The sequence below is a fragment of the Natronobacterium texcoconense genome, from assembly GCF_900104065.1.
Classification (GTDB): Archaea; Halobacteriota; Halobacteria; order Halobacteriales; family Natrialbaceae; genus Natronobacterium; species Natronobacterium texcoconense.
Window position 1 is genome coordinate 58,378 of record NZ_FNLC01000002.1, and the last position, 21,517, is coordinate 79,894.

The 21,517-nt window shown below is 62.5% G+C and carries 16 protein-coding genes; 10 read left to right on the forward strand and 6 right to left on the reverse strand.

Going from position 1 to position 21,517, the window contains the following annotated elements; translation table 11 throughout:
- Nucleotides 1-168: 168 nt before the first annotated feature.
- From BLR35_RS07665 to BLR35_RS07685, 5 genes are all read left to right on the forward strand, one after another.
- The gene (locus BLR35_RS07665; protein ID WP_090379959.1) at nucleotides 169-1,929 is read left to right on the forward strand and encodes a cation:proton antiporter; all 1,761 of its coding nucleotides are present in this window, start codon (nucleotides 169-171) and stop codon (nucleotides 1,927-1,929) included.
- Complete coding sequence (locus tag BLR35_RS07670; protein ID WP_090379962.1) at nucleotides 1,922-3,616, forward strand: cation:proton antiporter; 1,695 nt, start codon at nucleotides 1,922-1,924, stop codon at nucleotides 3,614-3,616. The genes BLR35_RS07665 and BLR35_RS07670 overlap by 8 nt, the downstream gene beginning before the upstream one ends.
- 152 nt (nucleotides 3,617-3,768) lie before the next feature.
- Nucleotides 3,769-3,963, forward strand: coding sequence for a hypothetical protein (locus tag BLR35_RS07675; RefSeq protein ID WP_170830992.1), 195 nt, complete (start codon nucleotides 3,769-3,771; stop codon nucleotides 3,961-3,963).
- A gap of 159 nt (nucleotides 3,964-4,122) precedes the next feature.
- Nucleotides 4,123-5,877, forward strand: coding sequence for a cation:proton antiporter (locus BLR35_RS07680; protein ID WP_090379969.1), 1,755 nt, complete (start codon nucleotides 4,123-4,125; stop codon nucleotides 5,875-5,877).
- Nucleotides 5,870-7,720, forward strand: a complete 1,851-nt coding sequence (locus BLR35_RS07685) for a cation:proton antiporter domain-containing protein (RefSeq protein ID WP_090379972.1) — start codon at nucleotides 5,870-5,872, stop codon at nucleotides 7,718-7,720. The genes BLR35_RS07680 and BLR35_RS07685 overlap by 8 nt, the downstream gene beginning before the upstream one ends.
- 242 nt (nucleotides 7,721-7,962) lie before the next feature.
- On the opposite strand, the gene BLR35_RS07690 is transcribed toward BLR35_RS07685, so the two are convergent.
- Nucleotides 7,963-9,663, reverse strand: a complete 1,701-nt coding sequence (locus BLR35_RS07690) for a cation:proton antiporter (RefSeq protein WP_090379975.1) — start codon at nucleotides 9,661-9,663, stop codon at nucleotides 7,963-7,965.
- Nucleotides 9,656-11,419 carry a cation:proton antiporter gene (locus tag BLR35_RS07695; protein WP_090379977.1) on the reverse strand — a complete coding sequence of 588 codons (1,764 nt, stop codon included), beginning with the start codon at nucleotides 11,417-11,419 and terminating at the stop codon, nucleotides 9,656-9,658. Before BLR35_RS07695 ends, BLR35_RS07690 begins: the two co-directional genes overlap by 8 nt.
- A 206-nt stretch (nucleotides 11,420-11,625) precedes the next feature.
- Between BLR35_RS07695 and BLR35_RS07700 the strand changes: the two genes are divergently transcribed.
- Together BLR35_RS07700 and BLR35_RS07705 are read left to right on the forward strand one after the other, a co-directional pair.
- Nucleotides 11,626-12,582, forward strand: coding sequence for a TIGR03557 family F420-dependent LLM class oxidoreductase (locus tag BLR35_RS07700; RefSeq protein ID WP_090379980.1), 957 nt, complete (start codon nucleotides 11,626-11,628; stop codon nucleotides 12,580-12,582).
- Between the two features lie 57 nt (nucleotides 12,583-12,639).
- A complete protein-coding gene (locus BLR35_RS07705; RefSeq protein WP_090379983.1) occupies nucleotides 12,640-13,083 on the forward strand; it encodes a universal stress protein in 444 nt (147 codons plus the stop codon).
- A gap of 3 nt (nucleotides 13,084-13,086) precedes the next feature.
- On the opposite strand, the gene BLR35_RS07710 is transcribed toward BLR35_RS07705, so the two are convergent.
- The 3 genes from BLR35_RS07710 to mgsA all read right to left on the reverse strand — a co-directional run bounded on the left by BLR35_RS07710 (nucleotide 13,087) and on the right by mgsA (nucleotide 16,979).
- Nucleotides 13,087-14,730: a cation:proton antiporter gene (locus BLR35_RS07710; RefSeq protein ID WP_090379986.1), complete on the reverse strand. Its 1,644-nt coding sequence runs from the start codon at nucleotides 14,728-14,730 to the stop codon at nucleotides 13,087-13,089.
- Complete coding sequence (locus BLR35_RS07715) at nucleotides 14,723-16,438, reverse strand: cation:proton antiporter (protein WP_090379989.1); 1,716 nt, start codon at nucleotides 16,436-16,438, stop codon at nucleotides 14,723-14,725. Before BLR35_RS07715 ends, BLR35_RS07710 begins: the two co-directional genes overlap by 8 nt.
- Nucleotides 16,439-16,610: 172 nt before the next feature.
- On the reverse strand, nucleotides 16,611-16,979 hold the full coding sequence (gene mgsA, locus BLR35_RS07725; RefSeq protein ID WP_090379995.1) for a methylglyoxal synthase: 369 nt from the start codon (nucleotides 16,977-16,979) through the stop codon (nucleotides 16,611-16,613).
- Between the two features lie 97 nt (nucleotides 16,980-17,076).
- On the opposite strand from mgsA, the gene BLR35_RS07730 reads away from it, so the two are divergent.
- Nucleotides 17,077-17,502 (forward strand): VOC family protein, encoded by a 426-nt coding sequence (locus BLR35_RS07730; protein ID WP_090379998.1) that lies wholly within the window; start codon nucleotides 17,077-17,079, stop codon nucleotides 17,500-17,502.
- 118 nt (nucleotides 17,503-17,620) lie between these two features.
- Here the strand turns inward: BLR35_RS07730 and BLR35_RS07735 are convergent, their stop codons facing one another.
- Nucleotides 17,621-18,046, reverse strand: a complete 426-nt coding sequence (locus tag BLR35_RS07735) for an EamA family transporter (protein ID WP_090380001.1) — start codon at nucleotides 18,044-18,046, stop codon at nucleotides 17,621-17,623.
- Nucleotides 18,047-18,562: 516 nt separating this feature from the next.
- On the opposite strand from BLR35_RS07735, the gene pyrF reads away from it, so the two are divergent.
- Complete coding sequence (gene pyrF / locus BLR35_RS07740) at nucleotides 18,563-19,360, forward strand: orotidine-5'-phosphate decarboxylase (RefSeq protein ID WP_090380003.1); 798 nt, start codon at nucleotides 18,563-18,565, stop codon at nucleotides 19,358-19,360.
- Between the two features lie 310 nt (nucleotides 19,361-19,670).
- A complete protein-coding gene (locus BLR35_RS07745; protein WP_090382847.1) occupies nucleotides 19,671-21,512 on the forward strand; it encodes a BGTF surface domain-containing protein in 1,842 nt (613 codons plus the stop codon).
- Nucleotides 21,513-21,517 lie beyond the last annotated feature (5 nt).

Genomic DNA, 21,517 nt, shown 5'->3' on the forward strand with positions numbered 1-21,517 from the left:
GAGTCACGGCGGACTCGAGGGGGTTGAAGCTGTCCCTTCGGGGGCATCGAGACCGGACTCGGGGCTGTGACCGCCTGACAGCCGTCGCCCAACGAGTGTTCACGTTTGTCGGGAGAACAGAACCGCTATCGGTACCATTAATTCGGGGGACCCGTCAGTTCGTACCGAATGGTCACAGAGGTAGCACTCACTCTCGATCTCGCCATTATTATTCTCAGCGCGACGCTCGCCGGCTTCGCCGCCAAACGGACGGGACAGCCGACGATCATCGCCTACATTCTCGTAGGCGTGGTGATCGGGCCGGCAGCCCTGGGAATCGTCGAGGTCAGCGAACTCACCGACCTGCTTTCGGAACTCGGACTCGCCTTTCTGCTGTTCCTGCTCGGGATCAAGATGCGACTCGACGACGTCAGGCACGTCCTCACGCCGATCGTCAAGATTTCGATCCCGCAGATGCTCGCCATCTTTCTCGCCGGAATGGGCGTGGCGCTCGCCTTGCCGCCGTTTGGCCTTCTCGAGTCGTTCCTGATCGGCCTCGCGGTGATGTACAGTTCGACGGCGGTCGTCATCAAGATGCTGAACGACAAAGACGAGGCGACGTCGTTACACGGCAAGATCGACGTCGGCGTCCTCCTCGTGCAGGACATCGTCGTCGTCATCATCCTCGCGGTGCTCGCTGCCGGCCGGCCGGACGACCTGGCAGAGGTCGCCACGACGCTGGCCGTCGTTCTCGTCCTCGTCGCGATCATCACCGTCGCGGCGATCGGTGCCTCCCAGTCGGTACTGCCGACGGTCTTCCGCCGTATCGCCGACGACAAGGAGGTATTCTTCCTCGTCGCTCTCTCGTGGGCGTTCCTGTTCGTCTTCGTCTCCGAAAACATCAACCTCTTTCTGGAACCCTTCGGAATCACTGCGTACCTCTCGATCGAGATGGGGGCGTTCATGGCAGGGCTGGCCCTCGCCCAGCTTCCCTACAGCAAGGAACTCCAGGACCGGGTCAATCCGCTGACCGACCTGTTCGTGATGGTGTTCTTCGTCTCCGTCGCGCTCGATCTGCGGGCCGCGGAGTTGCTCGCCCACTGGCACGAGGCGATTATCGCCGGACTCGTGTTGATGCCGGTGAAATTCCTCGTGTTCTTCTACCTGCTCGACTGGCAGGGCTTCGACTCCGAGACGACGTTCCTCGGCTCCATCAACATGATCCAGGTCAGCGAGTTCGGGATCATCGTCGCCGCCGTCGCCTACGAGGGCGACTTCATCCCAGCCGAGGTGCTCGGGTTCATGACGCTACTGGCGATCTTCACGATGAGCGTCTCCGTCTACCTCGTCGAGTTCAACCACGCACTATACGACCGGTTCGAGGCGCCGATCGACCGGTGGACCGGCGACCGCGAGTTCGAAAGCGGCAAGCGGGAGTACCGCGACCACGCCGTCGTCATCGGGTACGACGAGGTAACGAAAAACTCTCTCCCGCTGCTTGCCGACAACTACGAGGACGTCGTCGTCGTCGACCGAACCGTCAGCCACATCGAAACCCTCGAGGAAGAAGGATACGATGTAATCTTCGGCGACGCCAGAAACGCCACGATCCGAAAGGACGCGGCCGTGAAGAAGGCCGACTTCGTCCTCTCGTCAGCGGGTGATCCAGCGGTAAACGAGGCGTTGCTCAGGGACGTCAGCGACGACGCAACGGTGTTCGTCGAGGCGAAGCGGATCGAACACGCACGCGACCTCTACGACAGCGGTGCTCACTGCGTTATCATGACACCATACCTCGCAGCCGACAGACTCGCGGAGTACCTCCGGACCTACCTCGAGGAAGAGGAAGATGTCCTGATGGAAGCGATCGACAGCGATGTCGAACTGCTCGAGACGCCGGATCCGCTCCCGGAGGCCCGCAGCCGACTCGGGGGTGGTCTCGATGAGTGAACTGCTCACGGCGGTCTCGATACTCTTCATCGTGACCGGTCCTCTCCTGCTCGTCGCTCACCGATTCGATCTGCCGGCGGTGCCGGCGCTGGTCCTCGGTGGACTGCTCGCCGGCTGGGTCGTCGAGCCGGATCCGCTGCTCGAGCTTGCGTACTACGGAATCGCACTGCTCGTGTTCACGTGGGCGACGCGGGTCGACCTCGCGGCGATCCGGACGGTGATCGTCGACGGTGAGCTCGCAGCGCTCGGCCAGATCCTCGTCGTCGGCTCGCTCGGCATCGGGTTCGGTATCCTCCTTGGCGTCTCGCCCACCGACGCGATCTACCTCGGGATCGCTGTCGCACTCTCGTCGACGATCGTCGGCACAGGCCTGTTACACCGGGAGATCACCACAGATCTCGTTCGCGGCCGACTGGCACAGTCGCTGCACTTCGTTCAGGACCTGGTCGCCGTCGTCATCGTGTTACTTCTCGGCGCCGGCACGCTCGAGGCTGGATACGTGGGACCGGCGCTCGCTGGTGGAGCAGCACTGTTGGGCGCGGCCGTCCTCGTCAACAGGTACGTGTTCGACGTCATCGGCCGATTGGCCGGGGACTCGGACGAACTCATGATTCTGGGGGTCGTCGCGTTGCTCACGATATTCGTCGGCGCGGCCGAGCTCGCCGGTATTTCGATCGTCGTCGGGGCGTTCGCGGCCGGGCTCGCGGTGCGACACGACCCCGTCGAGTACCTCGGGCTGTTCAACGGGCTGCAGTCGATAAGGGACTTCTTCGTCGCGATCTTCTTCGTCACGGTCGGCGCGCTCGTCGTTTTCCCGTTCATCGGCGAAATCGGGTGGACCGAGTCCGTCGAGAAGCTCGCCCTCGTTGCAGGCCTGGTCGTCCTGACCGCGGTCGTGAAGCCAGCCGTCACTACGGCGATCCTGATCGCTCGCGGATACGAGGCTCGATCGGCGACCCTCGCCAGCCTCAACACCGATCAGGTCAGCGAATTCGGGCTGATCATCGCGATCCAGGCGCTCACGTTCGAGGCGTTGAGCCCGGCCGTCTTCGACGCGATCATCCTCGCCGCTGCGGTGACGATGATCACCTCGAGTCTGACCAACCGGTACAACGAGGAGATCTACCGCGCGCTCGCCGACCGCGGCGTAATAGACGGAAAGCACGACCGGATCGACGAGTGGAGCGACGTGCCCGACGGCATCTCCGATCACGTCGTCATCGTCGGGTACGGACGACAGGGGGCGAGACTCGTCGAAACCTGCGAGGACCTCGATCATCCCTACGTCGTCATCGAGAACGATCCCGCCCGCAGGGAAGCGGTCATCAACGAGTGTGAGGCCGCCGTCGTCGGCGACGCGATGGAAGACTACACCTGGGAGAAAGCCAACGTCGAGGACGCGAAACTCGTCCTCTCGACGGTCGATTCCCGCCCAGTCTCGCGTCGCATCCTCTCGCTGGACGTTGCAGCCGACGTGACGCTGCGATCGAGAGACCGGGCGACCGCTCTCGAATTACTCGACGAAGGCGCATTGTACGTCGGTCACCCCGAACTGCTCGCGGGCCAGCAACTGGCTCAGCAGATCGAGGACCTGTTCGAGGGTGAACTAACGCGCGCGGAACTCCGGGAGTACCAGCGGGACGAACTCGAGCGACAAGCCGATCACGCGCCGCTTCACCTTCAGTGAGGCGATTACTGTAACGATTTCCCGCGCAACCGCAGGACAGGTCGCGGTTGCGCTGGTATTGACTTACAGTAGTCGTATGGACGGGACCCAACCTCGATCGGTTCCCGGGACGAAACGCCATTTCTTTGATGCGGCCGCCGGTATCTACTGGCGTGTTCGAAACCGCCCAAGTGCTTCGGATCGGCCGTAATCTGGTCGTCTACGCCGTGGGTGTCGGATTGCTCGTCGCCGGCGCACTCGGGATGGCAGATGCGATCGATCTGACGACGACCGTCGCCATTCCGTCTTTCGTCGTCGGGTTGCTTCTCGTGTTGTTTGTGCACGAATACTTCGGTGGGCCGGTGTGAGATACCCGCATCACCTCGTATAGGGCGGGCTGTCGTACCTGATTGATTGAGCTTCCTCGGTGATCGAACGTCGTCCACTCACTGTTTCAACCCCTGGATAACTACTCCCACGAGCTTTTTATTTCCCGAAGAGAAGACCGAGCCCAGGTGAGCTAGGGTATGGTCGAGGTCGGCCTCGCGAGTGACGTAGCCACGATCCTCGTCGCCGCTGCGATCGTCGGCGTGCTCGCTGTAAAGCTAGGGCAACCGACGATCATCGGATACATCCTCACCGGCGTGGTAATCGGTCCAGTCGGACTTGGAATCGTAGAGCCGAGCATTATCACAGACACGATGGCCGAGCTCGGTCTGGCATTTTTGTTGTTCCTGCTCGGCATCAAGATGCGCATCGGCGATATCCGACACCTCATCGCTCCGATCGTAAAGATCTCGATTCCGCAGATGGCCGCGATCGGGCTCGTCGGGTTCGGGCTCGCGATCGCCCTCCCGTTTTCCTTCGAGGAGGCGGTAATCATCGGTCTGGCGGTAATGTACAGCTCGACCGCCGTGGTCATCAAGATGTTAAACGACAAGGGAGAAGCGACGTCGCTCCACGGCAAGATCGACGTCGGCATCCTCCTCGCTCAGGACATCGTCGTCGTCATCATTCTCGCGGTACTGGCCGCAGGCCGTCCCGAGGACGCTGCAGACGTGGCGGCGACGCTCGCGGTCGTGATGGTTCTGGTCACGGTCACCACCGTCGCGGCGATCGCCGCGTCCAGGTACGTGCTCCCGCCGCTCTTTCGGCGGATCGCTGACGATACGACGTTCCTGTTCCTCGTCGCCATCTCGTGGCTCTTCCTGTTCGTCCTCGTCTCCGACCAGATCGATGTTCTCCTCGCACCGTTTGGAGTCGACGCGTATCTCTCCGTCGAGATGGGAGCGTTCCTCGCCGGGCTAGCGATCGCACAGCTTCCCTACAGCAAGGACCTCCAGGGCCGAGTCAACCCGTTGACCGACCTGTTCGTGATGGTGTTTTTCGTCTCCGTCGCCCTCGACTTCGAAGCCCGACATCTCCTCGAATACTGGACGGAGGCGATCGTCGTCGCCGTGGTATTGCTGGTCGTCAAGTTCGTCGTATTCTTCACGCTTCTCTACTGGCAGCAGTTCGACCTCGAGACGACGTTCCTCGGCAGCATCGGGATGATCCAGGTTAGCGAGTTCGGGATCGTCGTCGCCGTCGCTGCGGCCGAGAGCGATCCCCCGTTCATTGGACAGGAGGAACTCGGCTTCATCACCCTCGTCGCGCTGCTGACGATGAGCGTCTCAGTGTACTTTATCCAGTACAACAAACAGCTGTTCGAGCGGGTGAAACCGCACCTCTCGCGGTGGGAACAAATCGATCCCGTCGAGCCGGCCGACACGGAGTATCGAGACCACGTCGTCGTGGTCGGCTACGACGAGATCGCACGCAGAGCGTTGCGGATCCTCGAGGAGCGGTACGACGAAATCGTGGTCGTCGATCGCAACGTCGAGCACGTCGAGGCGATCGAAAAGGCTGGGTACGAAGTTCTGTTCGGTGACTTCCAGTACGAGAAGATTCGCAAGGATGCCGGCGTCAAATACGCAGACTTCGTGTTCTCGTCGTCCGACCAGATGGAGATCAACGAGATGATTCTCAGGGAGACTTCGGAGGAGACGACCGTGTTCGTCGAGGCCAAAACTGCGGAGGAAGCAGAGAAACTGTACGACCTTGGCGCGGGGTACGTCATCATGGCTCCACAGCTCGGCGTCGCACAGTTCATGGAATACCTCGAGTCGTACGTCGAGAACAGATCGAGTTTCGACCGGGAAATCGCTGCGGACATGGAGTTGTTGCGAAGCGGCCGACTGTTCCCCGACATTACGGATCGACCGGGTGGTGACGATGACTGACGTCGCGTTACTCACCGCACTGGCGGTCCTGTTCGTCGTCGTCGGGCCGCTGTTGCTGATCGCGAAGGGGCTGCGGCTGTCACTCATCCCGTCGCTTATCCTGGCCGGGTTGCTCGTCGGACAGCTGGGTATCATCGACGGGGAACTCATGCTCGAGCTTTCTCGGCTCGGGATCGCGTTTCTCGTCTTCACCTTTAGCGTGCAGATCAACACCGAACGCGTTCGAACGGTCGTCTCGAACACCGAAATCGTCGCGATCGTTCAGATGCTCGTACTCGGGGCGCTCGGGATCCTCTTTGCGCTCGCGGTCGGTATCGCACTGGAGTCCGAGGCCCTCGCAGGTGTGGGGATCGACGAGCCACTGACAGTCGAACAGGCGCTGTTCGTCGGGATCGCGGCTGCGCTGTCGTCGTCGATCGTCGGGACCACGCTGTTTGCGAAATCGCAGACCGACATCGTTCACGACTCCCTCTCGAGTGAGATCGATTCGTTCAACGATCTTTTGGCGGTGTTCCTCCTGCTCGTCGTCAGCGCCGGCACCTTCGCCCTGGATCCGATTGCGATGCAGCTTGGATACGGCATCATGCTTCTCGCCGCGGCGATCATCGTCAACCGGTATCTCTTCGGCATCGTCGAACGGCTCGCGGGTGGTTCCGACGAGGCGATGTTGATCAGTATCGTGGCGCTGTTGATCGTCTTCCTCGCCGCGGCGGAGTTCCTCGAAACTTCGATCGTCGTCGGCGCGTTCGCCGCCGGGATCGCAGTCAGGGACAACCCGGTCGAGTACTCGGAGGTATTCAACGGGGTAACGTCGATCCAGGAGTTCTTCGTCGCGATTTTCTTTGCCACTGTTGGGGCGCTGGTAACGCTTCCCTCGCCGATCACGGTAGTATCCGACCCTTCGGCCGCTCTCGTCCCCTTCGTACCGATCGGGTTAGTGTCCGATCCATTGGCCACGCTCGCTCCCTTCGTCCCTGTCGCCACGGTTGCACTCGGCCTCGTGATCCTGACGGTCGTGATCAAGCCGATCGTCACCGCCGCCCTGCTCGTGTACACCGGATACGACAGGCGATCGGCAACCGTTACAGGACTCGATCTGGATCACGTCGGCGAGTTCAGCGTCATCGTCGCTATCGAAGCGCTCGTCCTCGGGCTCCTGATCGAGCCGGTGTTCGAGGCGATCATCCTGGCCGCTGCGGTGTCGATGATTCTCTCGAATGTAACTCACACCTACGACGAGGAAATTTACGGGGTGATGGTGAATCGCGGCTGGCTTGGAGAGCCGTATCACGACGTCGACGATTGGAACTCCGTTCCCGAAGACATCTCTGACCACGTCGTCGTCGTTGGGTATGGTCGGCAGGGCCGTCGACTCGTCGAGTTCTGTGAGGAGTTCGATCAGCCCTACGTCGTCATCGAGAACAACCCGCAGGCATTGCCCGATCTTCGGGCCGAGTGCGACGCCTACGTATTCGGCGACGCAATCGAGCCTGAAACGGCAGCGGTGGCCAACCTCGAGTCGGCAGAGCTGGTTATCTCTACGGCCGAATCGAAGCCCCTCACCGAGTACTTCCTGTCGTTTACCGATACCGTCGACGTCATCGTCCGGACCAACGAACTGCCGATGGCCGCCGAACTCATCGACCGAGGGGCAACCTACGTCATCGTTCCGGACCTCCTCGCAGCCGACCAACTCGCCGACAGCCTCGGTGCACTCCTGAACGGAGAGTACGATCCAGATGAACTGCGGACGGAGAGTATGCGCGCACTCGACGTGGATCGCGTGCCACCTCGTTCTTCCTCTGCGGAATCGACGTCGGATACCAGAGAGTTCGGAGGTTGACATCTTCTACGAGCTGTTGGCTGTGGTGCTACCCTGTTCAACGTACAACGAGTAGGATCGTCGCTCGTTCGACTACGAGAGGGCGATCTTCGGAACTCCTCCCGGACCACGGACTTTGCGGATTTCAGCGCACGTCAACCTGCTCGAGAACGCCCTTCTGACAGTCGCGAACGGAGACGACGCCACGAAAACAGTTCGTGCACTCGAGCCGTCCAACCCGGGCCGAAACCCCACGGGCCATCTCAGACCCGCTCGTCCCGCGTCGCGAACCCGTACCGCTCGAGCGCCTGGAAGTACTCGCGCTGCTCGCGCTCGAGCGTCGTCGAATCCGTCTCGTCAGCAGCGAGAGCTTCGACGGTCGAGATCAGCTGTTCGCCCGTGAGGACGTTCGGAACGGCGACGTAGATTGCGCCGGACTCGAGTAACTCGCTCGCGTCGTCGACCGACCCGGAGCGGAGCACGACGTCGGCGTCGGCCCCGATCTCGAGGGCAGTCTCCGACACCGGACGGTGGTCGACGGTCGACCAGACCAGCGCCGCGTCCGCAACCTGGGCTTTCTTCCAAGGGTAGGCCGCCATCGCGTCACCCAGGACGTAGTTGCGACACTCGGTGTCGAGTTCGTCCCACAACACTGGATCGTTCTCGAGGACGACGTACGGCTGGTCGAGTTCCTCGAGTTTCTCGACGATGCGGCGACCGATCCGGCCGTAACCGACGACGACGACGTGATCCTCGAGGTCGTCGACCCTGCTTCGCTCGTCGACTTTTCGCGTCCGCTGGCCCCGGAACAGTCGGACGATGATCGTCTCGTAGACCAGGTCTTCGGACCGTCGTGCGAGGAACGTGAGAAGCATCGTCACGGCCGCTGCGAGAATGATCGCGTCGAACAGTTGGCCTGCGATCGTCCCCATCGTCGCCGCCTGGATCGCGATGATCAGCGAGAACTCGCTGACCTGGTTGAGACTCGAGCCCGCCAGGAACGCGGTCCGGGAGTCGTATCCCTCGTAGACAAAGGAGAGAATGTGGACGATCGGATTCAGGACGAGCACGAGCGCCGCGAGCGCGGCCGCCATGAGCAGGACTTCGATCGACGGGATCGCGACCAGCGCGCCGACCGTCACGAAGAAGATCGCGACGAAGAAGTCCGTGATCGAACTGATCCCGTTCTGGACCTCGAGGGCCTGCGTGCCGTCGCTGCGGATGGCGACGCCGGCGGCGAACGCGCCGACGACGATCGAGAGTTCGACGTACTCCGCAGCGGCGATGAACGCGATCAGGATCGAGATGCTCCCCACGAGCACGAGTTCACCGTCGCCGTCGGCGAGTCGGACCAGAATCGGGAAGCCGTGGCGGTAGATTACCAGTCCAGCGAGAACCAGCACGACGCCGTAGCCGATCTGGGCGGCGACGGCGTCGGCCGTGACGACCTCGGTACTGAGGACCAGCAGTAACGCGATCGCGACCAGGTCGTCGAAGAAGTGAATCGACGACGCCAGCCGCCCGTGGACGAGGTTCTCGCGGATCTCCGTCCCGAGTACGACGCCGCCGACCAGCGAGGAACTCAGGACGACGGCCGCGCTGAAGTAGACGGCGTTCCGAACGACGTTGTCGAAGCCGAACAGGTCACCGAACAGGTAGCCGACCGCGAACGCGATCGGCGCGACGACGACCAGTTGCGTGACGGCCGCGAGTTCGGCGTCCCGCAGCACTGACTCGAGGTCGCCGAAGTCGATCCGGATCGCGAAGACGAACACGAGGAAGGCGATCCCCCACTGGGCGAGAACGACGATCTCGTCTTCCGTGACGAACGCGAACTGGCCCGTGATCAGCCCGGCGATGATGTAGAACGGGATCGGCGAGAGCCCGAAGTGGTTCGCGATCAGCGACAGGATGCCGGCGGTCACGAAAACGACCGCTAGCGCGATCACCAGCGCCTCAGTCATGGAACTCACCACCCGGATCGTCGACGACGTCGGTTCCGGTCACGGGGTCTCCCTCCTCGAGTCGTTCGGCCGAACGCCGCCGCCGAGCCTCGATCCCGTCGGCGTCGCGGGCGACTGCCTCGTCGAACGCCGCCCGATCGGAGACGTACAGTTCGAGGTACTCGCTCAGCTTCTCGGCGGCGAGATGCGTACTCATGATGACGTAGGTGGCTCCCTGCTCGTAGAGTGCGCGTGCGTCGTCGATCCGTTCGGCCTCGACGAACACGGTCGCGTCGTCGTCGACTTCGGCGAGTAGCGCCTCGTTGACTTCGCGTTCGACGCTCGAGCTGAGCACGAACGCGGCACCCTTCAGGTTCGCCTCCTTGCGAACCTCGGTGTGACGGAAGTCGCCGAAGACCGCTTCGTATCGCCCCTCACGCTCGAGTTCCTCGATGTGGTCGGTCTGTCGGTCGATGATGACGACCTCGCCGTACTTTTCCTCGAGCAGCGGCAGCGCACGCTCGGTGATCTCGTCGTAGCCGATGGCGATCGCGTGATCGTCGTACGTGCTGATCTCCGCGTCTTTCTCGTCACCGGACTCGAACCGGCGGAACCACGGCTCGAGGCGCGCGTAGATCGCGTGGTTGTAGGCGATGATGTACGTCGAAACGCCCATCGTCAGGAGTGCCATCAGGCTCAGGTATCCCAGGACGTCGGAGCCGATGAGCCCCTGGTCGATCGCGAGCGCGCCGACGATCAGCGAGAACTCGCTGACCTGGACCATGTTGATCGAACCCAGGAACGAGGTCTCGACGTCGAACCCTTCGCGGTCGATGAGGTAGAACATGATCCAGAAGTTGCCGACCATCAGGACGACAGAGGCGACGATCGCCTGCCACCAGTAGGCCAGCAGACTCGAGAGTCCATCGATCTGGAGCCCGATGGTGGCGAAGAACACGAGGATGAAGAAGTCCGTGATCGGCGTGATGCGGTCCTCGAGTTCCTTGCTGTAGGGTAGCTGTGCGATGCTCAGGCCGGCGAGGAACGCGCCGACTTTCGGATCGAGGTCGGCACCTTCGGCGATGGCAACGAACAGGAACGCCCAGCCGATGGCGACGACGAGGAAGACGTCTTTGTTATCCGCGATGCGCCGGAACAGGCCGGGCAGGATGTAGCGCGAGGAAAACAGCGAGAAGAGGCCGATAAACGACATCATGACGAGGATGACGCCGAGCGTCGAGGCGATATCGGCCGCGCCGCCGAGTTCGTCGGTGGCAAACAGCGCGAGGACGACGACGAGGTAGATGTCCTGGACGATGAGGACGCCGACGTCGATCTTGCCCGGCAGCGAGGTGATCTCGTCTTTGTCGGTGAGGATCTTGACGATGATCGGCGTCGCACCGAAGACGGTCGCGAGTGCAATGACGAGGATTTCATTGGTTTCGAATCCGAGCGCCCACGCCACGAGGAACGCAAGTGCCGTCTGGAGGACCGTCTGCCCGATGGCGACGTTCGTCACCGCGGGCAGAATCTCGCGGATGTCCTCGAAGCGCATCTTCAGCCCCAGCAAGAAGAGGAGAAACGCGAAGCCGAGGTCGGCCATCAGCTCGACTAACCCCTCGTCGGTCACGATGTCGAACGCGACCGGGCCGAGGATAATCCCCGTGAGGATGTACGCGATGATCGTCGGCTGGCCGGTCTGTCGGGCGATCAGCCCGATAACCGTGGCGACGACGACGATGATCGCGAAGTCGGCTGCGAGGGCGATTTCACTCATCGAGAACTGTTCACCTCCCCTTTTGCCGACCCCGTTTGTATACGTTGTCTTCTTCGCTACGAACGGCTGGCGTGACGTGGTTCTCGTTCGGTTCCTACTCGAGGCTCACGAGTATAGACCAGTCGCTTCACCGAACCGTCGGGAGTGGTACTATACTACTGTCCGTGGTCGGCCGTTCCGTCCCTGGTTTCGAGGACGGAGATACTATGGTCAAAATCGGACACAAACTCGTCAGTGAACTGCACGGCCCCCACGATCTCGTCGAGTACGCCCAGTTGACCGAGACGTCGGAACTGGCCTTCGCCAACGTCTCGGATCACTACCATCCCTGGATTCCCGAGCAGGGAGAGAGCCCAATGGTCTGGAACGTACTCGGCGCGATCGGACAGGCGACCGACGACCTCGAGGTCTGGACCGGCGTCACCTGCCCGACGATGCGCATCCACCCGGCGGTGATCGCCCAGGCCGCGGCCACCGCCGCGACGATGCTCGAGGGCCGGTTCACGTTCGGGGTCGGCACCGGGGAGAACCTGAGCGAGCACATCCTCGGTGAGGGGTGGCCGGAACACCAGATCCGACTCGAGATGTTAAAGGAGGCACTCTGGATCATCAGGGCGCTCTGGCGCGGCGAGACCGTCAGTCATCGCGGCAACCACTACACCGTCGAGAACGCGCGACTGTACACACTCCCCGACGAACCGCCAGAGATCGGCGTCGCGGCCGACGGCCCGAAAACCGCCCGCAAAGCAGGCGAGATCGGCGACGGCCTCATCACTGTCGTCCCGGACGAGGGCCTCGTCTCCGAGTTCGAGTCGACCGCGGACGACGGCGCTCCCGTCTACGGCGAGGCGACCGTCTGCTACGCCGAGGACGAAGACGAGGCGATCGACACGGTCTACGAACTCTGGCCACAGGAGGTCCTCCCGAGTTCGTTGCTCTGGGACCTCCCGACGCCCGCACACTTTGCACAGGCAGTCGAGAGCGTCTCGAGGGAGGATGTCGCCGAGGAGGTCCCCTGCGGGCCCGATCCGGACGAGCACATCGAAGCGATTCAGGAGTACGTCGACGCAGGATTCGACATGGTCGCGATCCACCAGGTCGGCGACAGACAGGCGGAGTTCCTCGAGTTCTACGAGGAGGAGGTCCTGCCGTCGTTCGGCTGAACTGTGTCAAATTCCGGCCGAACGCTCATACGTGATCCATCGACGAGATACACAGTAATGGTACCGTACGACAGTATTCTCCTTCCGACGGACGGGAGCGAGACCGCAGAACTGGCGACCGAGCGGGCAGTCGACATGGCGGATCGACACGACGCCGAACTGCACGCCCTCTACGTCGCCGAGCGAACGCGAGAGGAGCCGACCCAGCAGGGACTCGAGGAGAAGCTCGCGCGGGAGATCGACGAAGGGAAGGACGTAATGGACGTCATCGAACGGCAGGCCGCAAAGCGCGATGTCGAGACCACTACGACGGTCGAACCGGGGGTACCCAGGACGACGATCGAAGAGTACGCCGACGAACACGGGATCGGACTGATCGTCATCGGATCGACGGGGGCCTCCGACGTGACCGAGAAGTTGCTCGGGACGGTCGCGAAGTACGTAGTCAACGAAGCGCCCGCTGACGTCTTCGTCGTTCGGCCGGACAAACGGCTACGATAATCGTTAGTCCGACGCTTCGAAGTGCGCCTGCCCTCGCTCCGTGAACTCCTCTCGCGAGATGTCGTCGGATAGCAGCGCCTCGAGGTCGTCGCCGACCCGCTCGGCTGCGATCGCGTCCGGATAGACGACGCCGGTCGCGCCGCGCTTGAGGAACTCGGCCGCCGCATCCGTGTTCTCGACGCGAACGATCCGTGGCGTCTCCGTCTCGAGGTCGACCACCGTCTCGGCCCGATCCCGTTCCGGCGTCAGCGAGATAACCACTGCGGCGTCCTCGAGTTGCGCCAGTTCCCAGACCCGGTCGTTCAGCACGTCGCCGTAGATGTAATTGTCACACTCGTCGCGGATCTCCTCGAACAGCACGGGGTTGTCCTCGAGAACGACGATCGGGCGCTCGAGTCGGGTGCAGGCCTCGATCACCTGCCGGCCGCCGTGCTGGAAGTCGACGACGATGACGTGATCCTCGAGTCCCTCGGTGACCTGGGTGCGTTCGCCAAGCGGTTCGCCGAGTGCGCGAACGACGCCGCGGTTGCGCAACTGGCGGTTGATCTCACCGGCGTGGCGGCTCGTGTAGGTCGCGACGATCATCGTGACGGCGGTCGCGAGGACGATCGCGTCGAACAGCGGCCGGACGATCGTCTCCGCGGCGAGTGCCTCGATCGCGATAAACAGCGTGAACGTACTGATCTGGTCGAGCGTGAGGCCGGTGAGGATCGACGTTCGACCGTCGAACCCGCCGCGAAGCAGAACGAACGCGACGATCAGGGGGTTCAGTACCAGAACTGCGACGATCAGGGTCGTCGCGTAACCGATCGTCTCGAGTCCCGGTATCGTGAGCAACGCGCCGACGGTGACGAAGAAGATCGGCGTGAAGAAGTCCTCCAGGTCGTCGATCGTGTCCACGAGCTCGAGCGAGTGGGGGTAGTCGTCGGCGATGGCGATGCCGGCGGCGAACGCGCCGACGACGATCGAGAGGTTCGCGGCCTCGGCCAGTGCGATGAATCCGATCGCGAAGGAGATGCCGACGAGCATCATCACCTCCGGATCGCCGCGCAGTCTGGCGGTCAGGCGATGGAAGAGGTAGTAGCGGATCACGAGCGCGAGCGCGAGCATGCCGGCTGCGACGGCGAACTGCTCTATGGCCGGTTCCGTGGCGTAGACGAACGCGGAAAGTGCGAGCACGGCCAGGACCCCGAGGACGTCCTCCGTGAAGTGGATCGATTCGGCGAGCAGTTCGTACGTCGGCTGGGCCTCGCCGGTGTCGTCGAGGTAGCTCGTCGCGACGAGCGACGAACTCAGGGCGGCGGCGATGCCGAAATAGACGGCGTTCACTGAATCGAGTCCGAACGCGAGCCCGGCCCCGAACCCGAGTACGCCAACGATCGAGGCCTGCAGGACTCCGACTGTAACGCTGATTCGCCCTCGAGAGCGGACCGCCTCGAGATCCACGTGAACGCCGAACAGCAAGACGAGAAACGCGATCCCCCACTGGGCGAGATCGAGCAATGCTCCCTCGTCGATCACCGTCCCGGCGACGACGCCAGCAAGCAGGTAAAACGGGATCACGGGGAGCCCTCGCTGGGCGGCGACGACCAACAGGACTGCGGCGAGGCCGAAGATCAGCGTCAGCGCGAGCAGGATCTCATACATCGCTCTCACCTCCCGGTGCCGTGTCGGGCTCGCGTGGCGAGCCGTCCCGTGCGCGGTCGTTGAGTTCGGCGAGTCGTCGTTCGAACGCCTCGCGGTCGTCGACGCGCTCGAGCAGTTCGCGCAACTCCTCGCCGACGAGTCCGCGACCGACGACGACGTAGTCGGCGCCGCTCTCGTACAGCACCGTGGCCTCGTCCTCGGTGGTAGCCACGACGACAGTCAGCGCGTCCGGGGCGTCCTCGACCAGTCGGAGGTTGACGTCGAGTCGTTCCGCGGCGCTGACGACGACATCGGCACCGGAGACGTTCGCCTCCTGCCGGACGTCGCCGTGTCTGGCGTTGCCGAAGAGGAAGCCGTGTTCTGCGTCCTGTAACTCCTCGACGTACTCGGCTCCGTGTTCGACGAAGACGATTTCGTCGACCGTGGACTCGAGGACGTCCGCGAGTTCGCCCGTCAATCGGCTGTAGCCGACGATCACCGCGTGATCCTCGTACTCGACTGGGGTCGCTTCGACCGTGTCTTCTCGCTCGAGTCGCTGCAAGAGGGGTTCGACGGCCGCGTAGATCTGCCGGTTGTAGATGACGTAGTAGGTCGAGATCGGCATCGTGATCAGCGCCATCAAGCTGAGGAAGCCGAGGATTCCTTCCTCGATGAATCCCTGGTCGACCGCGAGCGCCCCCAGTACGAGCGAGAACTCGCTGACCTGGAGCATCGAGATCGTTCCCAGGAAGGAGGTCTCGACATCGAACCGCTGGCTGTAGAACAGCGAGAAGACGATGAAGAAGTTGACGACGATCAACAGGACCGACGCGGCGATGGCTTCCTGCCAGTACTCGAGCAGCTGGTCGACCTCCATCTGGAGCGCGATCGAGGCGAAGAAGACGGCGATGAAGAAGTTCGTCGCCGGCCGCATGCGCTCTTTGAGCTCCGTGCTGTAGGGGAGTTGCGCGAGCGCGAGCCCCGCGAGGAAGGCACCGATCTCGATGGACAGCTCGAGCGTCTCGGCGGCGAAGATGAAGACGAACGCCCACGCGATGCCGACGGTAAAGAGCGTGCTCTTGTTGGCGGCGCTCGCTCGCAACAGCGCGGGCAGGAAGTACTTGCTGGCGAGGTAGGCGACGACGCCGATCGCGCCCATCAGGAGGAAGACGCGCCCGATGCTGAACGCGATCTCACCGACATCGTCGACGGTGCCGACCGCCAGGATCGCAAGCGCCATCACGAGATAGATGTCCTGGAAGATGAGGACGCCGACGTCGACCTTGCCGTACAGCGACTTCAGGTCGTCCTTGTCGCCGAGAACCTTGACGATGATCGGCGTCGCGCCGAACGTCGTCGCGAGCGCGATCATCAGCGACTGGAAGAGGGTGAAGCCGAGCAGGAGTGCGACCGCGGTCGACGCGATCGCCTGCAGGATCGCCTGGCCGACGGCGATCGCGCCGACCGGACGCGCTATCTCCCGAATGTCGTCGAACCGCATCTCGATTCCCAGCAGAAAGAGGAGGAAGCCGAGTCCGAGTTCCGAGACGATCTCGATCAACTGGTCTTCCGTGACGATCTCGAGGCCGATCGGCCCGACGACGACGCCGGTCAGGACGTACGCGACGATCGTCGGCTGTTTCGTCAGCCTGGCGACGTAGCTCAGAACCGTCGCGGCGACGATGAGCAACGCGAAGTCGGTCGCCAGCGCGATCCCGCCTAGTGACATCGTGGGAGTTCGAGAGCGTCGAAAACGGGTGCCAGTCGTCGACCATCTCCCGCACGTTCCATGAGCAAAACTGCACCGACGGCTAGCAAGAGTAGTGGCCGGCTACAGGCCAGTAATCCGTTCGTAGCTCCGATTTCGGCGGTCGAATCGCTCGCCTCGAGGACGCCCCGGGTCACTCCGCGAACCCCTCGATCAGGAACTCGGCCGACGAGAGGTTCGTCGCCAGCGCGGTGTCGTGGACGTCACAGATCCGAAGGAGTGCGGAGATATCGGGCTCGTGTGGCTGTGCTCGGAGCGGGTCCCGGAGGAAGACGATCCCGTCGAGATTGCCCGCAGCGACCTCTGCACCGATCATCATGTCCCCACCGAGCGGGCCCGATTCCTTCCGGTCGACGTCGAGGTCGGTCTCCTCGAGCAGCCGTTTCCCGGTCGTTCCGGTCGCGATCAGGTCGTAGTCTCGCAACTGGCTCTCGTGGGTCTGTGCGAACTCGACGAGTTCCGGTTTCTTCTCGTCGTGAGCGATGAGCGCGATCCGGGTCATACGGGACGGACGGTCGCCAGCCGAATAATCGTGGGACCGGGATGTGCCCGCTCCCGGAGTCGAACGTTTTTCGTCGCTCCCTGTCGCACCGACGAGCATGGCACGCCCCGAACTCGACGGCCACCACGTCGGCATCACCGTCAACGACCTCGAGACCGTCCTTCCGTTCTACCGCGACGTCCTCGGACTCGAGGTGATCGACCGGTTCGAGGTCGGCGGCGAGGCGTTCTCCGACGCGGTCGACGTCGAGGACGCGAGCGGACGCTTCGCGCATCTTTCGGCCGGCGATACCCGGATCGAACTCGTCGAGTACGAGCCCGAAGCGCGCGGTTCGCCGGCGGCAGGGCTCAACCAGCCCGGCGCGACCCACGTCGCCCTTGCGGTCGACGACCTCGAGTCGTTTTACGCCGAGTTGCCCGACGACGTCCGGACGATCAGCGAACCGCGGACGACCGAGAGTGGGACGACGATCTGCTTTCTCCGGGATCCCGAGGAGAACCTGGTCGAGTTGCTCGAGAGCTGATCTGTTCGGTTTCGAGACTCCCTCGAGTCGTTACTGACAGAGAGTAGCAGGCCAGATCGTAGTTTGCCTCGGTGCCATTCAGTAATGACAGGTGCCTAACAAAACCCAGAGTCCTACTCTAGCGAGCAACCAGGACGACCCCGATAACTGCGAATACTATTCCAGCAAATCTGGTTATCGTGATTTCGTCTCCAAGGATAGCGATACCGATGAGAGCCGCGACGACGAAGTACATCGCACTGAGAGTCGAGACGATGGTTGTTGACCCTCCGGAGAGGCCGATGTACATCGAAATCAGGCCGATTCCGGTGAACAATCCGGCCGTAGCAGCGAGTAGACCCCCTCTCGCAGTAATGGCAAGCGAGGCGTCTGAAACGAGGATGTATCCGAGTGCAAGGGGCGCCGCAACGAGATAGGAGATCGCGGCGGCCGTCCTCGGATCGATAGACTCCGACGCAGCGTTACCCAGGACGACCCAGATTCCCCAGGTGACCATTGTAATCGAGCCAAAGAACACAGCCGAATCTATCTCGGGAAACCCCATCAGTGTGTACTCCGACCGTGCGACCGAAAAGCGTCTCCCTTTCGTATTTGTAGGTCTTCAATTGCAGAGTTGAGCGCGCTGGTTCACAGTATCTGGGGCATAGCTCAACAAAACCGTCGACAATTGATCGATGGTTAGCCGCTCAGTTCCACATGTATTGATTAGCTGATTCAGAGGACCGGGCGCGAACTAATCTCTAAACCTCCACGACGATCTCAACATGTCCGTGGGCAGCCACACTGGGCCTGACGTGACACACTAATCCCTGTGTCTCGAGCGGAAAACTCCTGAAACAGTCGTACCGAGCGATCCGACTTTCTGCTCACGCGCCAACTAGGGATTCCACGTCCTCCCCAGCCGACTCGCTCGCTGGCTCACGGCCGCCGGCCGTTCGCCTCCCGCTCGCTCGCCCCTCGCGGGCCGTCGACCCGCGGTTCGTCGGCGACTCACCGCGGTTCAGCCGCGCCACCGCCCAGTATAGCAACCTTTTCGACCATCGCGGCGTCACTCGCTGTCATGAACTTCTTCGATCGACTGCACGACCGCATCCGGACGGTCGACAGCGTCGTCAGCGTCGGTCTCGACCCCGACCTCGACCGGATTCCCGACCACCTCGAAGAGTACGACCTACCCCGCTGGGCGTTCAACCGGCGGATCATCGACGCCACGCACGAACACGCCGCCGTCTACAAGCCGAACGCGGCCTTCTACGAGGATCCCGACGGCTGGCGCGCCCTCGAGGAGACCATCGCCTACGCACACGGAAAGGACGTCCCCGTCCTGCTGGACGCCAAACGAGCCGACATCGGCAACACGACCCGACAGTACGCCCAGATGCTCGAGAAAGTCGACGCGATCACGGTCAACCCCTACATGGGCCGGGACTCCCTCCAGCCGTTTCTGGCCGACGAGGAGTCGGGCGTGTTCGTCCTCTGTCGGACCTCGAACCCTGGCGGCGAGGACCTTCAGGACCTGGAACTCGAGACCGGTGAACCCGTCTACGAACGCGTCGCCGCACTCGCGGACCTGTGGAACGAGAACGACAACGTGGGGCTCGTGGTGGGGGCGACCAAGCCCGAGGAACTCGAGGAACTGCGCGAACAGGTACCCGACCTCCCGTTCCTCGTCCCTGGCGTCGGCGCACAGGGTGGCGACGCCGAGGCTGCAGTCGAGTACGGGCTGGCCGACGGCGTCGGACTGGTCAACTCCTCGCGTGGGATCATTTTTGCCGGTGAGGAGCACGGCGAAGAGTTTGCGACCGTGAGCGGACGAGCCGCAAAGCGCCTCAAAGAACGGCTCAACCAGTATCGGTAGCCGTTCGGACGGATTGGAACGTGGTTCTCGTCCTTTCTCCGCGGTATCCGACGGGAGAGCACTGCCGACTGGCCGGTGCCAGCAATCAGTTCACCAAAACCCCTAGTCGATAGTGACCGTCAGCCGGAAGACTTATTCCCATTACTTGAAATTTTCTGCATATCCAGACTCGAGAAGCCGAACCGATACGCCACAACACGCCTGCACGCCGGTACCCGTGTGGGCCGATATGGTGTCAACCGACCAATGAGAGCGAACGACGACCGATATACGATATATGACAATCGGCCCCGTATTCCGTAACCGGAACGTGTCCCTGGTAGCGATTGTAGCCCTCTCCGTTATCGTTTTGCTCGCGGCTGTTGCAGGTGGCGCGGCCGCGGACACCGATCCGTACGACGATGGGATAGCATATGATCTGCAGAACAACACCGCAGGAGCCGACGAACCGGCCTTCGAACCCGTCGGCAACTCCGACGAAGATACAAACGCTACCGACAGTGCCTCGATCGAATTCGTCGGCAACGTCTCCGCTGAAAGCGGTGGGACGATCGATATCGCAGTCTCGCTCGAGCACACAGACCGTGGTTACGTCCAGATGGTCGACACCGAGGCGACGCAGTTCCAGGCCGTTACGGGATTCGAGTCCGAAGACGGAACCGTCGACGAGGCCGTAATCCAGTTCAACACCTACGCGCCGAACGACGGCGACTCGTGGCGCGTCCACCCCGATTACGAGGGCGACATCGCGCTCACGGGGCCACAGTACGCGAGCGCTGCGGACCACGACGGCCCGCTCGAGGTCGGCTCGTACGGGATCGTCACTGGACTACAACTCGATGACTCGTACAGGAACCCCGTGATCGAGGCCGGATACGACACCGACACGACCTTTTTCGACGTAACTCAGCCGACGCCGGCGACGGGGATCAACGTCTCGACCGCACCGATCGGCGAGGATCTCGAGGAGTACGACGGATATCAGGACGCACCGATCACGAACCGCCCGGACGTCGCCGCCGGCGACGAACTCCTGGTTTCTGTCGACGGGTTCGACCGAGCCGGTTTCGTCCAGTCACTCGACGGTAAAGAGTCGATCGGCGACGAACTCGCCGACGAGAAAATCTCCCTCACGATCGTCGAACAGGCGAGCTGGTGGTACGTCGAACCCAAGGTCTGGTCGACGAACCCCGCCGATGCAGCCGAAGACGACGTCCACCACGTGGACGCCACCGCAGTCTACACGGAACCGAACCACTACGACGGCACCCTCGCACTTCGACTCGCGTACGACGACGCCGACGAACCGCTCGAAGCCGGCGGATACGACCTGCACTACGAAATCGGTGAAAACAGTTCGCTCGTCGACGAAACACACGACTTCGAAACCGAGTTCGAAATCGTCGAACCGACCCTCGAGTGGAACGACAGCGCCCAGGAGGTGCCGAACGCGGACAACACGACGGTAACCGGGACGACCACTCTCGCGCCCGGTAGCTCGATCACCACCGGCGCTCGTTCGGCCGGAACCTTCACCGACGCCAGGGACGCCGTCGTCGAACCCGACGGCACCTTCACTGCTTCCTACGACTTCAGCGAATACGAGGCCGGCCTCGAGTTCGTCCTCGAGGCGTACGCCACCGATCGAGACGCCTACGACTCTCCCGACGCACTCGAAGACGAGATTCGCACCGTTCTCGTCAGCGGCACCTATTCACCGGTAGAGCTCGAGACCGACGCGCCCAGCGAGGTCGAGCACGGGGACACCGCTTCGATCGACGTCACCGTCAGCAACGACGAGAATCGAACCACCGACGCCGACGTTACCGTCGTAATCGGCGGTGAAGACGTCGAGGAGACCACGATCTCGCTCGAGGGTGGCGAGCAGTGGGACGACAGCTTCGAGTTCGATACGACCGTCGAAGGCGACGTCAGATGGGCGGTCACTGCTGGTGATCTAACCGAAAGTGGGACCCTGACTGTCGTCGAGGAAGAGCAAGACGAGGAAGACGACATCGTCGCCGACGACGACAGTGTTCCTGGTGGCGAAGACGACGATATCGACGAGGAGGCGACGCCCGGATTCGGGGTCACTGCGGTCATCGTCGCTTTGCTTGTTGCTGGTATAGTGGCCCGTTTTCAGCGGAGCTGACTGCT